13 protein-coding genes and 4 tRNA genes are annotated in these 16,106 nt (G+C 56.3%); 15 read left to right on the forward strand and 2 right to left on the reverse strand.

The genetic code is table 11. From position 1 onward, the window contains the following. Window positions 1-90: 90 nt before the first annotated feature. The 15 genes from wecA (at window position 91) to IAE50_RS17045 (ending at window position 13,150) form a co-directional block, all read left to right on the forward strand. On the forward strand, window positions 91-1,194 hold the full coding sequence (gene wecA, locus IAE50_RS16975; protein ID WP_200135327.1) for a UDP-N-acetylglucosamine--undecaprenyl-phosphate N-acetylglucosaminephosphotransferase: 1,104 nt from the start codon (window positions 91-93) through the stop codon (window positions 1,192-1,194). Window positions 1,195-1,207: 13 nt separating this feature from the next. Then, the gene (gene wzzE / locus IAE50_RS16980) at window positions 1,208-2,254 is read left to right on the forward strand and encodes an ECA polysaccharide chain length modulation protein (RefSeq protein ID WP_094419055.1); all 1,047 of its coding nucleotides are present in this window, start codon (window positions 1,208-1,210) and stop codon (window positions 2,252-2,254) included. 55 nt (window positions 2,255-2,309) lie between these two features. Continuing rightward, on the forward strand, window positions 2,310-3,440 hold the full coding sequence (gene wecB, locus IAE50_RS16985; protein WP_023479595.1) for a non-hydrolyzing UDP-N-acetylglucosamine 2-epimerase: 1,131 nt from the start codon (window positions 2,310-2,312) through the stop codon (window positions 3,438-3,440). Then, window positions 3,437-4,699, forward strand: coding sequence for a UDP-N-acetyl-D-mannosamine dehydrogenase (wecC, locus tag IAE50_RS16990; protein ID WP_200580777.1), 1,263 nt, complete (start codon window positions 3,437-3,439; stop codon window positions 4,697-4,699). The genes wecB and wecC overlap by 4 nt, the downstream gene beginning before the upstream one ends. 9 nt (window positions 4,700-4,708) lie before the next feature. Continuing rightward, window positions 4,709-5,386, forward strand: a complete 678-nt coding sequence (gene rffC / locus IAE50_RS16995; RefSeq protein ID WP_200580778.1) for a dTDP-4-amino-4,6-dideoxy-D-galactose acyltransferase — start codon at window positions 4,709-4,711, stop codon at window positions 5,384-5,386. Between the two features lie 4 nt (window positions 5,387-5,390). After that, a complete protein-coding gene (gene rffA, locus IAE50_RS17000; protein WP_094419059.1) occupies window positions 5,391-6,521 on the forward strand; it encodes a dTDP-4-amino-4,6-dideoxygalactose transaminase in 1,131 nt (376 codons plus the stop codon). Window position 6,522: 1 nt separating this feature from the next. Then, a complete protein-coding gene (gene wzxE, locus IAE50_RS17005) occupies window positions 6,523-7,773 on the forward strand; it encodes a lipid III flippase WzxE (RefSeq protein WP_076770427.1) in 1,251 nt (416 codons plus the stop codon). Then, entirely contained in the window at window positions 7,770-8,849 is a 1,080-nt protein-coding gene (locus tag IAE50_RS17010) for a TDP-N-acetylfucosamine:lipid II N-acetylfucosaminyltransferase (RefSeq protein WP_200580779.1), read from the forward strand. Before wzxE ends, IAE50_RS17010 begins: the two co-directional genes overlap by 4 nt. Beyond that, window positions 8,846-10,198, forward strand: a complete 1,353-nt coding sequence (wzyE, locus tag IAE50_RS17015) for an ECA oligosaccharide polymerase (RefSeq protein WP_042714906.1) — start codon at window positions 8,846-8,848, stop codon at window positions 10,196-10,198. The genes IAE50_RS17010 and wzyE overlap by 4 nt, the downstream gene beginning before the upstream one ends. Window positions 10,199-10,209: 11 nt before the next feature. Next, window positions 10,210-10,950 carry a lipopolysaccharide N-acetylmannosaminouronosyltransferase gene (wecG, locus tag IAE50_RS17020; RefSeq protein WP_200580780.1) on the forward strand — a complete coding sequence of 247 codons (741 nt, stop codon included), beginning with the start codon at window positions 10,210-10,212 and terminating at the stop codon, window positions 10,948-10,950. Window positions 10,951-11,206: 256 nt separating this feature from the next. Continuing rightward, a complete protein-coding gene (locus IAE50_RS17025; protein ID WP_094419062.1) occupies window positions 11,207-12,592 on the forward strand; it encodes an amino acid permease in 1,386 nt (461 codons plus the stop codon). 103 nt (window positions 12,593-12,695) lie between these two features. Further along, a tRNA-Arg gene (locus IAE50_RS17030) sits at window positions 12,696-12,772 on the forward strand. 69 nt (window positions 12,773-12,841) lie between these two features. Then, window positions 12,842-12,917, forward strand: a tRNA-His gene (locus tag IAE50_RS17035). A 30-nt stretch (window positions 12,918-12,947) separates the two neighbouring features. Then, window positions 12,948-13,034, forward strand: a tRNA-Leu gene (locus tag IAE50_RS17040). A 39-nt stretch (window positions 13,035-13,073) separates the two neighbouring features. Next, a tRNA-Pro gene (locus IAE50_RS17045) sits at window positions 13,074-13,150 on the forward strand. Between the two features lie 577 nt (window positions 13,151-13,727). Here the strand turns inward: IAE50_RS17045 and hemY are convergent. After that, window positions 13,728-14,924: a protoheme IX biogenesis protein HemY gene (hemY, locus tag IAE50_RS17050; protein ID WP_200580781.1), complete on the reverse strand. Its 1,197-nt coding sequence runs from the start codon at window positions 14,922-14,924 to the stop codon at window positions 13,728-13,730. Between the two features lie 2 nt (window positions 14,925-14,926). After that, window positions 14,927-16,090 carry a uroporphyrinogen-III C-methyltransferase gene (gene hemX, locus IAE50_RS17055; protein ID WP_200580782.1) on the reverse strand — a complete coding sequence of 388 codons (1,164 nt, stop codon included), beginning with the start codon at window positions 16,088-16,090 and terminating at the stop codon, window positions 14,927-14,929. Between the last annotated feature and the right edge of the window lie 16 nt (window positions 16,091-16,106).

Here is a 16,106-nt window from a genome sequence, read left to right on the forward strand (position 1 = left end):
TAATATCAGCGTAAGGCTCGCTTTCTCCTTTTATGGGCCATAGCTCTGTCGTTATACTGTTAGGATAAACATTAGCTGAGAGCATGCATTGTGAATCTACTCACTGCTTTTACTGAATTATTCAGTATTTTTTTGTTTACTATGCTTTTCTTATTTGTTGCGCGCAAAGTAGCAAAACGGATCGGTCTGGTTGACAAGCCCAACTTCCGTAAGCGCCACCAGGGATTGATACCGCTGGTTGGTGGCATCTCGGTCTATGCGGGTATCTGCTTTACCTTTGGGATCACAAACTACTATATTCCTCACGCCGCTCTCTATCTTCTTTGCGCCGGCGCGCTGGTTTTAATTGGCGCGCTGGACGATCGCTTCGATATCAGCGTTAAATTCCGTGCTTCTGTTCAGGCCCTGGTCGCCGTCGTAATGATGGTGGTCGGTAAACTCTACCTTAGCAGCCTTGGTTACATCTTCGGTTCATGGGAGATGGTTCTCGGCCCGTTCGGTTACCTGCTGACGCTCTTTGCCGTGTGGGCCGCGATCAACGCCTTTAATATGGTCGACGGTATCGACGGTTTGCTTGGCGGGCTCTCCTGTGTGTCGTTTGCCGCGATTGGCTTCATTCTGTGGTTCGATGGTCAATCAAGCCTCGCGCTGTGGTGCTTCGCCATGATTGCCGCGATTTTGCCCTACATTCTGCTCAACCTGGGCGTGCTTGGGCGCCGCTACAAAGTCTTCATGGGTGACGCCGGGAGTACGCTCATCGGCTTTACCGTGATTTGGATTTTACTGGAAACCACGCAGGGCAAAACTCACCCCATTAGCCCGGTGACGGCGCTGTGGATAATCGCCATTCCGCTGATGGATATGGTAGCGATTATGTACCGTCGCCTGCGAAAAGGTATGAGTCCTTTCTCTCCCGATCGCCAGCATATTCACCATCTGATCATGCGCGCAGGTTTTACCTCTCGTCAGGCATTCGTTCTTATTACGCTTGCCGCTGCGCTGCTCGCAACGATAGGCGTCGTTGCGGAATACCTTCATTTGGTCCCTGAGTGGGTAATGTTGGCATTATTCTTGCTAGCATTCTTTCTGTATGGCTACTGTATTAAGCGTGCATGGAAAGTGGCGCGTTTTATCAAACGGGTAAAACGCAGAATGCGCCGTAGCAGAGGTCAAAAATCAACACTAACCAAGTAAAATCGGGAAAGCGATGATTCAACAAGCGTCGGAAACACCTTCAGCGTTTACGGAAAATGAACTGGATATTCGGGGTTTGTTTCGTACTTTGTGGGCAGGAAAATTTTGGATTGCTGGCGTAGCGCTGCTCTTCTCGTTGCTGGCGCTAGTCTGGACCTTTTTCGCTCCCCAGGAGTGGGGGGCGACCGCTGTTACCGACCGACCGACCGTCAATATGCTTGGCGGTTACTACTCCCAGCAGCAATTTTTGCGCAACCTGGACGTAAAGGCGAACCTTGCGCCCGCCGATCAGGTTTCTGTCATGGATGAAGCGTATAAAGAGTTCATCATGCAGCTTGCAGCATGGGATACGCGTCGCGATTTCTGGTCGCAAACCGACTATTACAAGCAGCGTCGTGTTGGCAACAGCAAAGCGGATGCCGCGATGCTCGACGACCTCATCAATAATATCCAGTACACGCCAGGTGATGTCGTGCGTAACCAGAATGACAACGTCAAACTGATCGCCGAAACCGCGCCGGACGCGAACAATCTGCTGCGTCAATATATTGCTTTCGCCAGCCAGCGCGCCGCCAGCCATCTGAACGATGAACTGAAAGGCGCATGGGCGGCACGTACTATTCAGATGAAAGCGCAGGTGAAACGTCAGGAAGAGGTCGCCAAAGCTATCTATAACCGACGTGTCCACAACGTTGAGCAGGCGCTTAAAATCGCTGAGCAAAACAATATCTCGCGCAATGTGACCGATATTCCGACGGATGAGTTGCCGGATTCCGAACTCTTTATGCTTGGTCGCCCGATGCTGCAGGCACGTCTGGAAAACCTGCAGGCGGTAGGGCCGCAATACGATCTGGACTATGATCAAAATCGGGCGATGTTGAATACCCTCAACGTCGGCCCAACGCTGGATCCGCGTTTTCAGACCTATCGATATCTGCGTACACCGGAAGAGCCGGTGAAACGCGACAGCCCGCGTCGTGCTTTCCTGATGATTATGTGGGGAATTGTCGGTGCGTTAACCGGAGCTGGGGTGGCGTTAGCACGTCGCCGTTCGAACTAAACGCCGTCTGAGATGGAGGCGCTATGCCTCCATCCTCTAATTAAAGAGAATCGTTGTGAAAGTACTGACCGTATTCGGCACGCGACCAGAAGCCATCAAAATGGCACCGCTGGTTCATGCGCTGGCAAAGGATCCTGACTTTGAGGCAAGAGTTTGCGTCACTGCACAGCATCGGGAGATGCTCGATCAGGTGCTGAACCTCTTCTCTATCGTCCCGGATTACGATCTAAATATTATGCGTCCCGGGCAGGGGCTAACCGAAATTACCTGCGGTATTTTGCAGGGATTAAAACCCATTCTTGAAGCGTTCCGCCCGGATGTCGTGCTGGTTCACGGCGACACCACTACCACCATTGCTGCAAGCCTCGCCGCATTTTATCAACGCATACCCGTAGGGCATGTGGAGGCAGGCCTGCGTACCGGCGATCTCTCATCTCCCTGGCCGGAAGAGGCTAACCGCACGCTGACAGGTCATCTGGCGATGTACCACTTCGCGCCGACGGAGAACTCCCGGCAGAATTTACGCCGGGAAAACGTCGCCGATGAGCGCATTTTTGTTACCGGCAATACGGTAATTGATGCGCTCTTCTGGGTACGCGATAGCGTGATGAACAACCCCGCGCAATATGAGGCGCTGGCAGCCCGCTACCCTTTCCTTGATGCAAAGAAAAAGCTGGTGCTGGTTACCGGCCACCGCCGGGAGAGCTTCGGCCAGGGCTTCGAACAGATTTGTCACGCGCTGGCGGATATCGCTGCCCGGCATGATGATGTCCAGATTGTCTATCCCGTGCACCTCAATCCTAATGTCAGCGAGCCGGTAAACCGCATTCTCGGGCCGGTTGAGAACGTTTTTTTGATTGAGCCGCAGGATTATTTACCCTTCATGTGGTTGATGAACCACGCCTGGCTGATCCTGACGGACTCCGGCGGCATTCAGGAGGAGGCGCCTTCACTGGGTAAACCGGTGCTGGTGATGCGTGACACGACCGAGCGGCCAGAGGCCGTCGATGCCGGAACCGTAAAACTGGTGGGCACCGATCGCCAGCGCATCGTCGATGAGGTCACGCTCCTGCTTAATGACAATGAAGCATGGCAGACCATGAGCCGCGCGCACAACCCTTACGGGGATGGGCAGGCTTGTGGCCGAATTTTGCACGCACTTAAACACAATCAGGTAACACTATGAGCTTTACAACCATTTCCGTGATTGGCCTCGGCTACATTGGCCTGCCTACCGCAGCGGCTTTTGCCTCCCGGCAGAAGCAGGTCGTAGGGGTGGACATCAACGCGCGTGCCGTGGAGACCATTAACCGTGGCGAGATCCACATCGTTGAGCCGGAACTGGATAGCGTAGTAAAAGCGGCGGTGGAGGGCGGTTACCTGCGCGCCAGCACCACGCCTGTTGCGGCAGACGCCTACCTGATTGCGGTGCCAACACCGTTTAAGGGCGATTACGAGCCGGATATGGCCTATGTTGAAGCGGCTGCAAAATCCATTGCCCCCGTGCTGCATAAAGGCGCGCTGGTGATCCTCGAATCCACCTCACCGGTTGGTGCGACGGAGCAGATGGCAGAGTGGCTCGCCGAGGCGCGCCCGGATCTCACCTTCCCTCAGCAGGCTGGCGAGCAGGCGGACGTGAATATCGCCTACTGCCCGGAGCGCGTGCTGCCGGGCCAGGTAATGGTAGAACTGATTAAAAATGACCGCGTGATTGGCGGTATGACACCTAAGTGTTCTGCCCGCGCCAGCGAGCTTTATAAAATCTTCCTTGAAGGCGAGTGTGTGGTCACTAACGCCCGCACCGCCGAGATGTGCAAGCTGACAGAAAACAGCTTCCGCGACGTTAACATCGCTTTTGCCAACGAACTGTCGCTGATTTGCGCCGATCAGGGGATCAACGTCTGGGAGCTGATCCGCCTGGCGAATCGCCATCCGCGCGTCAATATTCTGCAGCCCGGTCCAGGCGTCGGCGGCCACTGTATCGCGGTCGACCCATGGTTTATCGTGGCGCAGAACCCCGATCAGGCAAGGCTTATCCGTACCGCGCGTGAAGTGAACGATCACAAACCGCACTGGGTGCTGAACCAGGTGAAAGCCACCGTCGCCGATTGCCTCACTGCGAGCGGCAAGCGCGCCAGCGAGGTTAAAATTGCCTGCTTCGGGCTGGCGTTTAAACCGAACATTGACGATCTGCGTGAAAGCCCGGCGATGGAGATCGCGCATGACATCGCCCAGTGGCACAGCGGCCAGACGCTGGTCGTCGAACCGAATATCCACATGCTGCCGGAGAAAATGGCCGGGCACAGCACGCTGGTCAACACCCAGGATGCGCTGGCGCAGGCCGATGTGCTGGTGATGCTGGTCGACCATAAGCAGTTTAAAGCGGTCGATGCCGCCACCATTTCGCAGCCGTGGATCGTCGATACCAAAGGCGTCTGGCGCTAAGGATTTAGCATGGCGGTGCATGGCACGATAGATGAGCTGGTATGGGAAAGCGCTTTTTTTGGTCTGCGCAGCGCGATTATTCGTCTGAATCCTTCCGCACCCGCGCTTACTGGCGCAGATTTTGCACAGTGGGAACGCCTGCAGGTGAAATTGCCCGCCGCGCAAACCCATCAGCTTGATGCCCTGCAGCAGTTGGGTTTTCAACTGGTCGAAGGTGAGATCGATTTGCGATTGCCGGTTGCCGCGCAGGGTGTCGATCCGGTCGCCACTGTGGCAGGTGAAAGCGATATTCCGGCGCTACGCCAGATGGCGGCAGAGATGTTTGTCCAGAGCCGCTTTCGCGCGCCCTGGTATGCGCCTGAGGCGAGCGGTCGTTTCTACGCGCAGTGGATTGAAAATGCGGTAAAGGGCCTTTTCGATCACCAGTGTCTGATTTTCCGCGCGCAGGAGGATGCCATCAGCGGTTTTGTCTCCCTTCGCCAGCTTAATGAGCACGAGGCGCGTATTGGCCTGCTGGGCGGACGCGGTATGGGCGAGAAATTGATGCAGGTGGCGTGCCAGTGGGCGCGAGCGCGGCAGTTAACGCACGTGCGTGTGGCGACCCAGCTTGGGAATACTGCCGCACTTAAACGATATATTCAGAGCGGCGCGAACGTAGAAAGCACCGCCTTATGGCTATACAGGTAACGCTATGATCCCTTTCAATGCACCACCAGTAGTAGGAACGGAAATTGACTACATGCAGTCGGCAATGGGCAGCGGGAAATTATGCGGCGACGGCGGTTTTACCCGCCGCTGCCAGCAGTGGATGGAGCAGCGTTTTCGCAGCGCCAAAGTCCTGCTGACGCCTTCATGCACCGCATCGCTGGAGATGGCCGCGCTGCTGCTGGATATCCAGCCTGGCGATGAAGTGATCATGCCGAGCTACACCTTCGTCTCCACCGCGAACGCCTTTGTGCTGCGTGGAGCGAAGATCGTCTTCGTTGATATCCGTCCGGATACGATGAACATCGATGAGACGCGGATTGAAGCGGCGATCACCGATAAGACGCGCGCGATTGTGCCGGTGCATTACGCGGGCGTTGCCTGTGAAATGGACACCATCATGGCGATCGCGCAAAAGCATAAGCTGTTCGTGGTGGAAGATGCCGCGCAGGGCGTGATGTCGACCTACAAAGGACGGGCATTAGGCACCATCGGCCATATTGGCTGCTTCAGTTTTCACGAAACCAAAAACTACACCGCGGGCGGTGAAGGCGGCGCGACGCTGATTAACGATCGCGCGCTGGTTGAACGCGCAGAGGTGATTCGCGAAAAGGGCACCAATCGCAGCCAGTTCTTCCGTGGGCAGGTTGATAAATACACCTGGCGTGATATCGGCTCCAGCTATTTGATGGCCGATTTGCAGGCCGCCTACCTGTGGGCGCAGCTGGAGTCGGCCGATCGCATTAACCAGCAGCGGCTGGCCTTGTGGCAAAACTACTATGATGCGCTCTCCCCGCTGGCAAAATCCGGGCGCATTGAGTTGCCCTCGATTCCGGCAGAGTGCAGCCACAACGCGCACATGTTTTACATTAAGCTGCGCGACGAAGCGGATCGCAGCAAGCTGATTGCCTTCCTGAAGGAAGCGGAGATTATGGCGGTGTTCCACTATATCCCGCTGCACGCCTCGCCGGCCGGCGAGAAGTTCGGCACCTTCCACGGCGAAGACCGCTATACCACGCAAGAGAGTGAGCGGTTGCTTCGCCTGCCGCTCTTCTACAACCTGGCGTCGGTCAATCAGCGGACGGTGATCAGCACGCTTCTGAGCTACTTCAGCTGATATGTCACTGGCAAAAGCATCGCTCTGGACTGCCGCAAGCACGCTGGTCAAAATCGGCGCGGGTCTGCTGGTGGTTAAACTGCTGGCGATGGCGTTCGGGCCATCCGGCGTCGGACAGGCGGGTAACTTTCGCCAGCTGATAACCGTGCTTGGCGTGCTGGCGGGCGCGGGGATTTTTAATGGCGTCACTAAGTTTGTGGCGCAGTCTCATGACGATCCCGCGCGTCTGCGCGTGGTTGTCGGTACCTCCTCGGCGATGGTGCTCGGCTTCTCAACCCTGCTGGCGCTGCTGTTCCTGCTCGCTGCCGCGCCCATCAGCCAGGGGCTGTTTGGTCATACCCACTATCAGGGGCTTGTGCGCTTAGTCGCGCTGGTACAGATGGGCATCGCCTGGGCCAACCTGCTGCTGGCGGTAATGAAAGGGTTCCGCGATGCGGCGGGGAATGCGCTGTCGCTGATTATCGGTAGCCTCATTGGCGTGCTGGCCTGGTATCTCTGTTACCGCATTGGCGGCTATCAGGGTGCGCTGCTGGGGCTGGCGCTGGTGCCTGCGCTGGTGGTGATCCCGGCGATGGCGATGCTGCTGAGAAGCAAAGCGATACCGCTGCGTTTCTTTAGGCCGCAGTGGGATCGTGTGCTGGCAGGTCAGCTGGGTAAATTTACCCTGATGGCGCTCATCACCTCATTTACGATGCCGTTGGCTTACGTGATGATGCGAAACCAACTTGCTGCCCACTACAGCTGGGATGACGTGGGGATCTGGCAGGGGGTAAGCACGATATCGGATGCTTACCTGCAGTTTATTACCGCCTCGTTTAGCGTCTATCTGTTACCGACGTTGTCGCGGCTGGTGACAAAGCAGGAGATCTCGCGTGAAATCGGCAGGTCACTGCGCTTTGTGCTTCCCGCCGTGGCGGCGGTGAGCCTCGGCGTCTGGCTGCTGCGCGATGTAGCAATCTGGCTGCTCTTTTCCGAGAAGTTTATCGCCATGCGCGATCTCTTCGCCTGGCAGCTGGTCGGGGATGTATTGAAAGTGGGGGCTTACGTCTTTGGCTATTTAGTCATCGCGAAGGCCTCGCTTCGATTCTATATTCTGGCTGAAATAAGCCAGTTTGCGCTGCTGACGCTCTTCGCGCGCTGGCTTATTCCGGCGCATGGCGCGGCGGGCGCGGCGCAGGCCTATATGGCCACCTACATTATCTATTTCGCTGTTTGTTGCGGCGTTTTTTTGATTTGGCGTAAAAAGGCATGACTGCACTGATTCACATACTGGGATCGGATATCCCACACCATAACCAAACTGTGCTGCGCTTCTTTAACGACCATCTTGCGGCATCGGGAGAGTATGCCCGCGAGTTTATGGTTGTCGGGCGCGACGAGTCGCAGCGGACGCTCTATCCCGCGCTGACGCTGCATTTTTATCCCGACAAAAAGAGTCTGGCAAAAGCGGTCATCGCGCGGGCGAAAGCGCAACGTCAGCAGCGCTTCTTCTTCCACGGCCAGTTCAATTTCGATCTCTGGCTGGCGCTGCTGCAAGGCGCTATCAAGCGCGAGCAGTTCTACTGGCACGCCTGGGGCGCCGATCTGTATGAAGTCTCCCGCAGCCTGAAATTCCGTCTCTTTTATCCGCTGCGCCGTTTAGCGCAGCGTCGCGTAGGGCGTATCTTTGCGACTCGGGGCGATCTGGCGTGGTTTGCCGAACGTAACCCTAAAGTGCCTGGTGAACTGCTCTACTTCCCAACACGTATGGATCCGGCGCTGAACAACATGGCGGATGAACGCCCGCAGACGGGCAAGCTGACGATTCTGGTCGGCAACTCCGGCGATGCGAGTAATGAGCATATTGCCGCCCTGCAGACGATCCACCGTCAGTTTGGCGATACGGTCAATATCATTGTGCCGATGGGCTACCCGGCGAATAACGACGCTTATATCGCGTCGGTGCGCCACGCCGGGCTGGCGCTTTTTAGCGCTGACAACCTGCGCATCCTCGATGAGAAAATGGATTTTGATGCCTATCTCGGGCTGCTCGCGCAGTGCGATCTGGGCTATTTCATTTTTGCCCGCCAGCAGGGGATCGGCACGATGTGTCTGCTGATCCAGGCGGGCGTACCTTGCGTGCTGAACCGTGAAAACCCCTTCTGGCGCGATATGGTGGCGGAGGGTATTCCCGTTCTCTTTACCGGCGATGCGCTGGATGAGGCGGTAATTCGTGAGGCCCGCCGCCAGCTGTTAGCGGTGGATAAAAACGCCATCGCCTTTTTCAGCCCACATTACGAAACGCTGTGGCACAAAGCGCTCCTTAACGCTGCGGGGATCAACGGATGAGCCCACTCGAATTTTGCGGACTGTTTGTTATCTGGTTGCTGGCGACGCTGTTTATCGGCACGCTCACCTGGTTCGAATTTCGCCGCGTACGTTTTAACTTTAACGTCTTCTTCTCGCTGCTCTTTTTGCTGACCTTCTTCTTCGGTTTTCCGCTGACCAGCGTGCTGGTGTTCCGCTTCAATGTTGGCGTTGCGCCGCCCGATATCCTGATGCAGACGCTGCTGGCGGCGGCCTGCTTCTATGGCATCTACTATGTGACCTATAAAACGCGGCTGCGCGCCTCGTCGTCGCTGACGCCGCGGCGTCCGCTCTTTACCATTAACCGGGTAGAGGCGCATCTGACATGGGTGATCCTGATGGTCATCGCACTGGTGAGCGTTGGCATCTTCTTTATGCACAACGGGTTTTTACTCTTCCGTCTGCACTCCTATAGCCAGATTTTCTCCAGCGAAGTCTCCGGTGTAGCGCTGAAGCGCTTCTTCTATTTCTTTATTCCGGCGATGCTGGTGGTCTACTTCCTGCGCCAGAATGCCCAGACCTGGCTCTTCTTTTTGGTCAGCACCGTGGCGTTTGGCCTGCTGACCTACATGATTGTTGGCGGTACGCGCGCCAATATCATCATTGCCTTCGCCATCTTCCTGTTTATCGGCATTATTCGCGGCTGGATCTCGTTGTGGATGCTGGCGGCGGCGGGCGTGCTCGGCATTGTTGGCATGTTCTGGCTGGCGCTGAAACGCTACGGGCTGGATGTGCGCGGTGATGAAGCGTTTTACACCTTCCTCTACCTGACGCGCGATACCTTCTCGCCGTGGGAAAACCTCGCCCTGCTGCTGCAAAACTACGACAAGATTGAGTTTCAGGGGCTGGCGCCAATTGTGCGCGACTTTTACGTCTTTATCCCCACCTGGCTGTGGCCATCGCGCCCGGGTGTTGTGCTTAACACCGCGAATTACTTTACCTGGGAAGTGCTGAATAACCACTCAGGGCTGGCGATTTCGCCAACGCTGATTGGCTCCTTAGTGGTGATGGGCGGCGCGTGGTTTATTCCACTGGGCGCGGCAGCAGTAGGGCTTATCATCAAATGGTTCGACTGGGTTTATGCCCTGGGCAACCGGGAAACGAACCGCTACAAGGCGGCGATCCTGCACAGCTTCTGCTTCGGGGCGATCTTCAACATGATTGTGCTGGCGCGTGAAGGGCTGGATGCGTTCGCCTCTCGTGTGGTCTTTTTCCTCGCCGTTTTCGCTTTCTGCCTGCTGGCGGCGAAACTGTTGTACTGGTTATTCGATAGCGCCGGGTTGATACAGCGTCGCGGTGCGCGCGCGGTCAAACCGCTCTCCCAGTTGTAAAAGGATCAAACATGACGGATAAGACGGCGGCACCGCTGTATGACCTGCGCGGCCTGAAGTTGATTGGCTGGCGCGATATGCCCCACGCGCTGGATCATCTCTTCGGTGACGGGCGCGTAGAGCAGGGCACGCTGGTGGCAATCAATGCCGAAAAAATGCTGACGCTGGAAGATGATGCCGAGGTTCGCGCGCTGATTGAGGCGGCGGAGTTTAAATACGCCGATGGCATCAGCGTTGTGCGCTCAATACGCAAAAAGTTTCCGCAGGCGCAGGTCTCACGCGTGGCGGGTGCCGATTTGTGGGAAGCGTTAATGGCGCGGGCAGGGGAGACGGGCACGCCGGTCTTCCTGGTGGGCGGTAAGCCGGATGTACTGGCGCAAACCGTGCAGAAACTGCGTGACCAGTGGCAGGTGAATGTTGTGGGTTGCCAGGATGGCTACTTCAAACCCGAGCAGCGCGAGGCGCTGTTTGCAGCCATTCGCGACAGCGGGGCGAAGATCGTCACCGTGGCGATGGGCTCGCCGCGGCAGGAGATTTTTATGCGTGACTGCCGCCTCGTTTACCCGGATGCGCTCTATATGGGCGTTGGCGGAACCTACGATGTCTTTACCGGACATGTTAAGCGTGCGCCTAAATTCTGGCAGAACCTCGGCCTTGAGTGGCTATACCGCCTGTTATCGCAGCCTTCACGGCTGAAGCGCCAGCTCCGTCTGCTACGCTATTTACGCTGGCACTACAGCGGAAAACTCTGACCCCCTCCGGCGGCGCAATGCGCTGCCTTTTCTCCTCTGGCTGCTCTTTTATTGCGCGCCACCAGGATTTTTTATACACATCGTTTGCCATTTCCGTCGATTTAAGAAACCATTCGCTCTCTCACTGCAGCGCCGCGCTCATTTTGCGTCCTCCCTCTCGCGGGGCGGAGCAGCATGGCCTGTTAGGAGATGAGGGAAACTCATAACAATAACCCGCGACGCGGGCGAAGCATGAAGCAAATACAACAGAGGATTTATGGCCGAAAAACAACCCGAACTTCAGCGTGGGCTGGAGTCTCGTCACATTGAATTAATTGCCCTTGGCGGCACCATCGGCGTTGGCCTGTTTATGGGCGCCGCCAGCACCCTGAAGTGGGCTGGCCCGTCAGTTCTGCTGGCCTATATTATCGCCGGGCTTTTCGTCTTCTTTATTATGCGTTCGATGGGCGAAATGCTTTTCCTCGAGCCGGTCGCCGGATCGTTCGCGGTCTACGCTCATCGTTACATGAGCCCCTTCTTTGGTTATCTCACCGCCTGGTCCTACTGGTTTATGTGGATGGCGGTAGGGATTTCGGAAATCACCGCCATTGGCGTCTATGTCCAGTTCTGGTTCCCGGATCTCGCCCAGTGGATACCGGCACTGATTGCCGTTGGGCTGGTGGCGCTGGCGAACCTTGCGGCGGTGCGCCTGTATGGCGAGATTGAGTTCTGGTTTGCGATGATCAAAGTCACCACCATCATTGTGATGATCATCGTGGGCCTGGGCGTGATTTTCTTCGGCTTTGGCAATGGCGGTCACTCCATCGGCTTTAGCAATCTCACCGAGCATGGCGGCTTCTTCGCCGGCGGCTGGAAAGGGTTCCTCACCGCGCTCTGTATTGTTGTCGCCTCGTATCAGGGCGTTGAGCTGATTGGTATTACCGCGGGTGAAGCGAAAAACCCGCAGGTGACGCTGCGCAGTGCGGTAAGCAAGGTGCTGTGGCGCATCCTGATTTTCTATGTTGGCGCAATCTTCGTTATCGTCACTATCTTCCCGTGGAATGAAATTGGTACCAACGGCAGCCCGTTCGTCCTGACCTTCGCGAAAATCGGTATTACCGCGGCGGCAGGTATTATCAACTTTGTTGTGCTGACGGCGGCGCTCTCCGGCTGTAACAGCGGCATGTACAGCTGTGGCCGTATGCTCTATGCACTGGCGAAGAACCGCCAGTTACCGGCAGCGGTTGCCAAAGTCTCGAAAAACGGCGTACCGGCGGTGGGCGTGACTATCTCGATTATCATCCTGCTCATCGGTTCATGCCTGAACTACATCATTCCTAACCCGCAGCGCGTGTTTGTCTATGTCTATAGCGCCAGCGTGTTGCCGGGCATGGTGCCGTGGTTCGTGATCCTGATTAGCCAGCTGCGTTTTCGCAAGGTTCACAAAGAGGCGATTGCCAGCCATCCGTTCCGCTCGATGCTGTTCCCGTGGGCGAACTGGCTCACCATGGCCTTCCTCGTCTGCGTACTGATTGGCATGGGATTCAATGAAGACACCCGTATGTCGCTGTTTGTCGGCGTGATCTTCCTGGCAGCCGTAACGCTGGTATATAAGCTATTTGGCTTCGATCGCCGTGCGGCAACGCCTCGGATGGGTGAATAAGAGACAAAGTGCGCAAAGCATAACCAAACGCGCATTTTTCTTCAAAAAAGCACTAGACAGCTGCCCCCGAAGTCCGTACTATCCACCCCCGCAACGGCGCTACGCGCCCGTAGCTCAGCTGGATAGAGCGCTGCCCTCCGGAGGCAGAGGTCTCAGGTTCGAATCCTGTCGGGCGCGCCATTTTAACCCGGCGCTTGAGCTGCGGTGGTTCGTGAATTATCACGATACCGCGTGAACAGATTTACAGTGGTGGCTATAGCTCAGTTGGTAGAGCCCTGGATTGTGATTCCAGTTGTCGTGGGTTCGAGTCCCATTAGCCACCCCATTATTTAGCAGTAAAAAGTTTCGTGGCGATGCGAAGGTGGCGGAATTGGTAGACGCGCTAGCTTCAGGTGTTAGTGTCCTTACGGACGTGGGGGTTCAAGTCCCCCCCCTCGCACCACAACTTTGATTGAACAAAAAAGTCAAAAAGCAGTAAAAACGGCGAGTAGCGCAGCTTGGTAGCGCAACTGGTTTGGGACCAGTGGGTCGGAGGTTCGAATCCTCTCTCGCCGACCAATTTTGAACCCCGCGTAAGCGGGGTTTTTTGTTTTCTGCGGTTCAGGTTTTCCTCATTTTCTCCCTGTTGCTCTTCAGCGACATTCTTATCAGGCGCTGTCGCCTATCAGCTACATGTAACCTGTTGATTAAAAACCCTTTACCCAAAATGGCGTAGATATGTCGTCCCATAGCGACACATTGTGTCTGCACAGAAGCGTGTGAAGGCGCTCACTGCCCGCCAGCAGCCTGAATATAGAGGTTTCTTAAAAGGTTGCGTGATGTAACATTTCTTAATGCAGGGTTGGCACGCTATGTGCAATAATACAGGGGTAGATGCTCATTCCATCTCTTATGTTCGCCTTCTGGCCTCATAAACCCAGGAATGACGCAGAGCCGTTTTATGGTGCTTATCGTCCACCGAGAGATGTCGCTTCGGCCTCATCAAACACCATGGGCATAACGTTGAGTGAAGCACCCATTAGTTGTCAAAGACCTGTTTTAACGCCTGTCAGTGTATGCTGACAGGCGTTTTTTTATGGCGGGAGAAAGAGAGGCTTCGCGCCACAGATAAACACTGTAACGCGAAGGGAAGGGCTTAAGCGGGCGGATTGTTCTGCAGCGTTAACAGCAGGCCATCGCGACGCATTGTTGCGGCCTCTTCAGGCTGGCGCAGGCGGTCGAGACAGTCTGCGAGCCAGGCGTAATCAAACGCATCCGGGCGCTGTTTCAGCGCAGCGCGGAATGCAATCGTCGCTTCCTGCCACTCACCATGTTTCATCAGCGACTGACCGAGCGTGCTCCACAGCAGCGGGCGATCGCCCTGCGTTTTGATCTGCTGGCGCAGCACTTTTTCAACCTGTTCCGGGTTATTGGTCTTCAGACGCGGGATCACCAGCACCAGACGATCGTCATACTGCCGCTTCAGGCCGTCGAGAATGATCTCCTGCGCGGTGTCATGATCGTCACACTCAATTAAGTGCTCCGCCATTGCCACCTGCAGCGCCACCTGATGACGCGTTTTACGGCTCTGATTCTTCCACCAGCCCTTCAGACCATCGCTGCCCTGATCGGCACGCGCCTGATCCATAATGCCGATCCACGCCTGTTGCTGCAGCATGTCGCGGTGCTCTTCATCGCCAACGTTAGCTTTCGCCATCGAAGGAATGATATCGAGCAGCGACGTCCACGCACCGGTGCGAATATAGGCCTGTTCCGTCAGACGCAGCACTTCCGGATGGCGCGGTGCGATCTCCAGCAGTTTATCGACGCCGTGACGCGCAGCATGGTTCTCATTGCGCGCCAGTTGCAGACGAACGCGGGTGATCTCGACCGGAATCGGGTCATTCTCTGCCAGTTCGGCAGCACGCTGGAGGTGCTGGTTAGCGCGCATTTCATCGCCTCGCTGCTGGGCGGCTTCCGCTGCCAGCAGATAGTTAACCAGCGGTTGTTCCGCGTGATCGGCATTTTTCGACATCAGCTTCTCAACCTGCTGATAATCGCCTTCCGCCAGCTTCAGCAACGCCTGTTCTGTCTGTTTGCGTGCGCGACGGCGCTTACGGCCCATAAACCAGCCGCGAGTATGCGCGCCGGTACGGAAGATCCGACGCAGCAGCCACTCCAGGGCAAAGAAGACCACCAGCGTCAGCACCAGCATGATCGCCAGACCCGTGACGCTGGTTTCAATGTTGTAGTTATCCGTCTGGATCAGCACATAACCCTGATGCCCGGCGAGCATCGGGCCCAGCACGATCCCGGCGAGAAGCAGTGCAAAGAGCAATAATACTTTCAGCATAATTATTCTCCCTGCGCTGCATCGGCGGGCGCTGCGGGCGCCTGTTCAGACGGCACAGCGGGCTGCGCGAGCAGGTTGCGCACGCGGGTCTGCATCAATTTTTCCAGAATCGGCTGGCTCTGGAGCGATTCAGGCAGCTCCATGGCGATAGATTGCTGACCGAGCTTATCCACCTCTTCGAGAAACGCTTTGGTGGCCGCATCGTCCGTATCGTAGTAGGCGCGAACCCACGTCGACACGTTATCCAGCGCCTGTTTATAGGTCTCTTCCTGATGACGCGGAACGGCCTGCGCCGCGACCAGCAGGCGCGAGCGGATGTTCTCACGCAGATAGACATCCTGATTCGGCGCTAACAGCGGTACGGCGGTCTCATCGCGGCGGCGAATGGTAATAAAGCTGTCCATAAAGTTGCGCCAGCTTTTTTGCAGGTTAACGCGCCACTCGCTGATGGAGCTTGAGAGCTCGCCGCTGTCGGAATCCATCGGCGAATCATCGTCGTTATTGTCGGCGAGTCGCAGGTTATCGATCTGGTTGGAGAGCTGGTTCAGCTTGAGAATGGCCCCGTCATAATCGACCTGGGTCACAGATGAGAGGCTGGCGATATCGTCGGTGATGGCACGACGCGCAGTAATCAGGCTCGGATCGTTCATATCCGCAAGACTTGCGTCAGCGCTTTTCAGCAGCGCGGCCGCGGTGGTGACATCCTGATCGCTCCACAGCTTACGGCCCGCCAGTTTGACGAGGAAATCAGCCTGCGCCAGCTGCCAGGTTTTGGCATCGGAGCCGGAGATGGTCGCGACTTTCTGCTGAACTTCATCAAGCTGCTTCGCCAGCGCTTCGCTTTGGCGTTTTTCTGCCGCCAGCGCATCAGCCTGCTGTTTAATCACCCCTTCCAGCTCAGTACGCTGCTTATCCTGCGTCTGTTGTAGCGCGATCAGCTGGTCGGCGATTTCGCCATTGCTGGTTTGCAGGGTTTTATTTTGATGCTTCACCCAGCCATAAAGCCCGGCGCCCGATGCCAGCGCAATAGCGATGGCGATCGCGCTTAGCGCGAGGCTGGTCCTGTTAGCGCGTCTCTTCTTCTCTGCTTTCTCCGGCAGCGGCGTTACGCCGTCAGCCGCTTTGGTCTCTTCAACCACGGCGGAGGAGTTTTCGTGTTCCGTCATTATGGCTTCCCATTAT

Origin of the sequence: Kosakonia sp. S42 (assembly GCF_016624785.1) — a bacterium.
Classification (GTDB): Bacteria; Pseudomonadota; Gammaproteobacteria; order Enterobacterales; family Enterobacteriaceae; genus Kosakonia; species Kosakonia cowanii.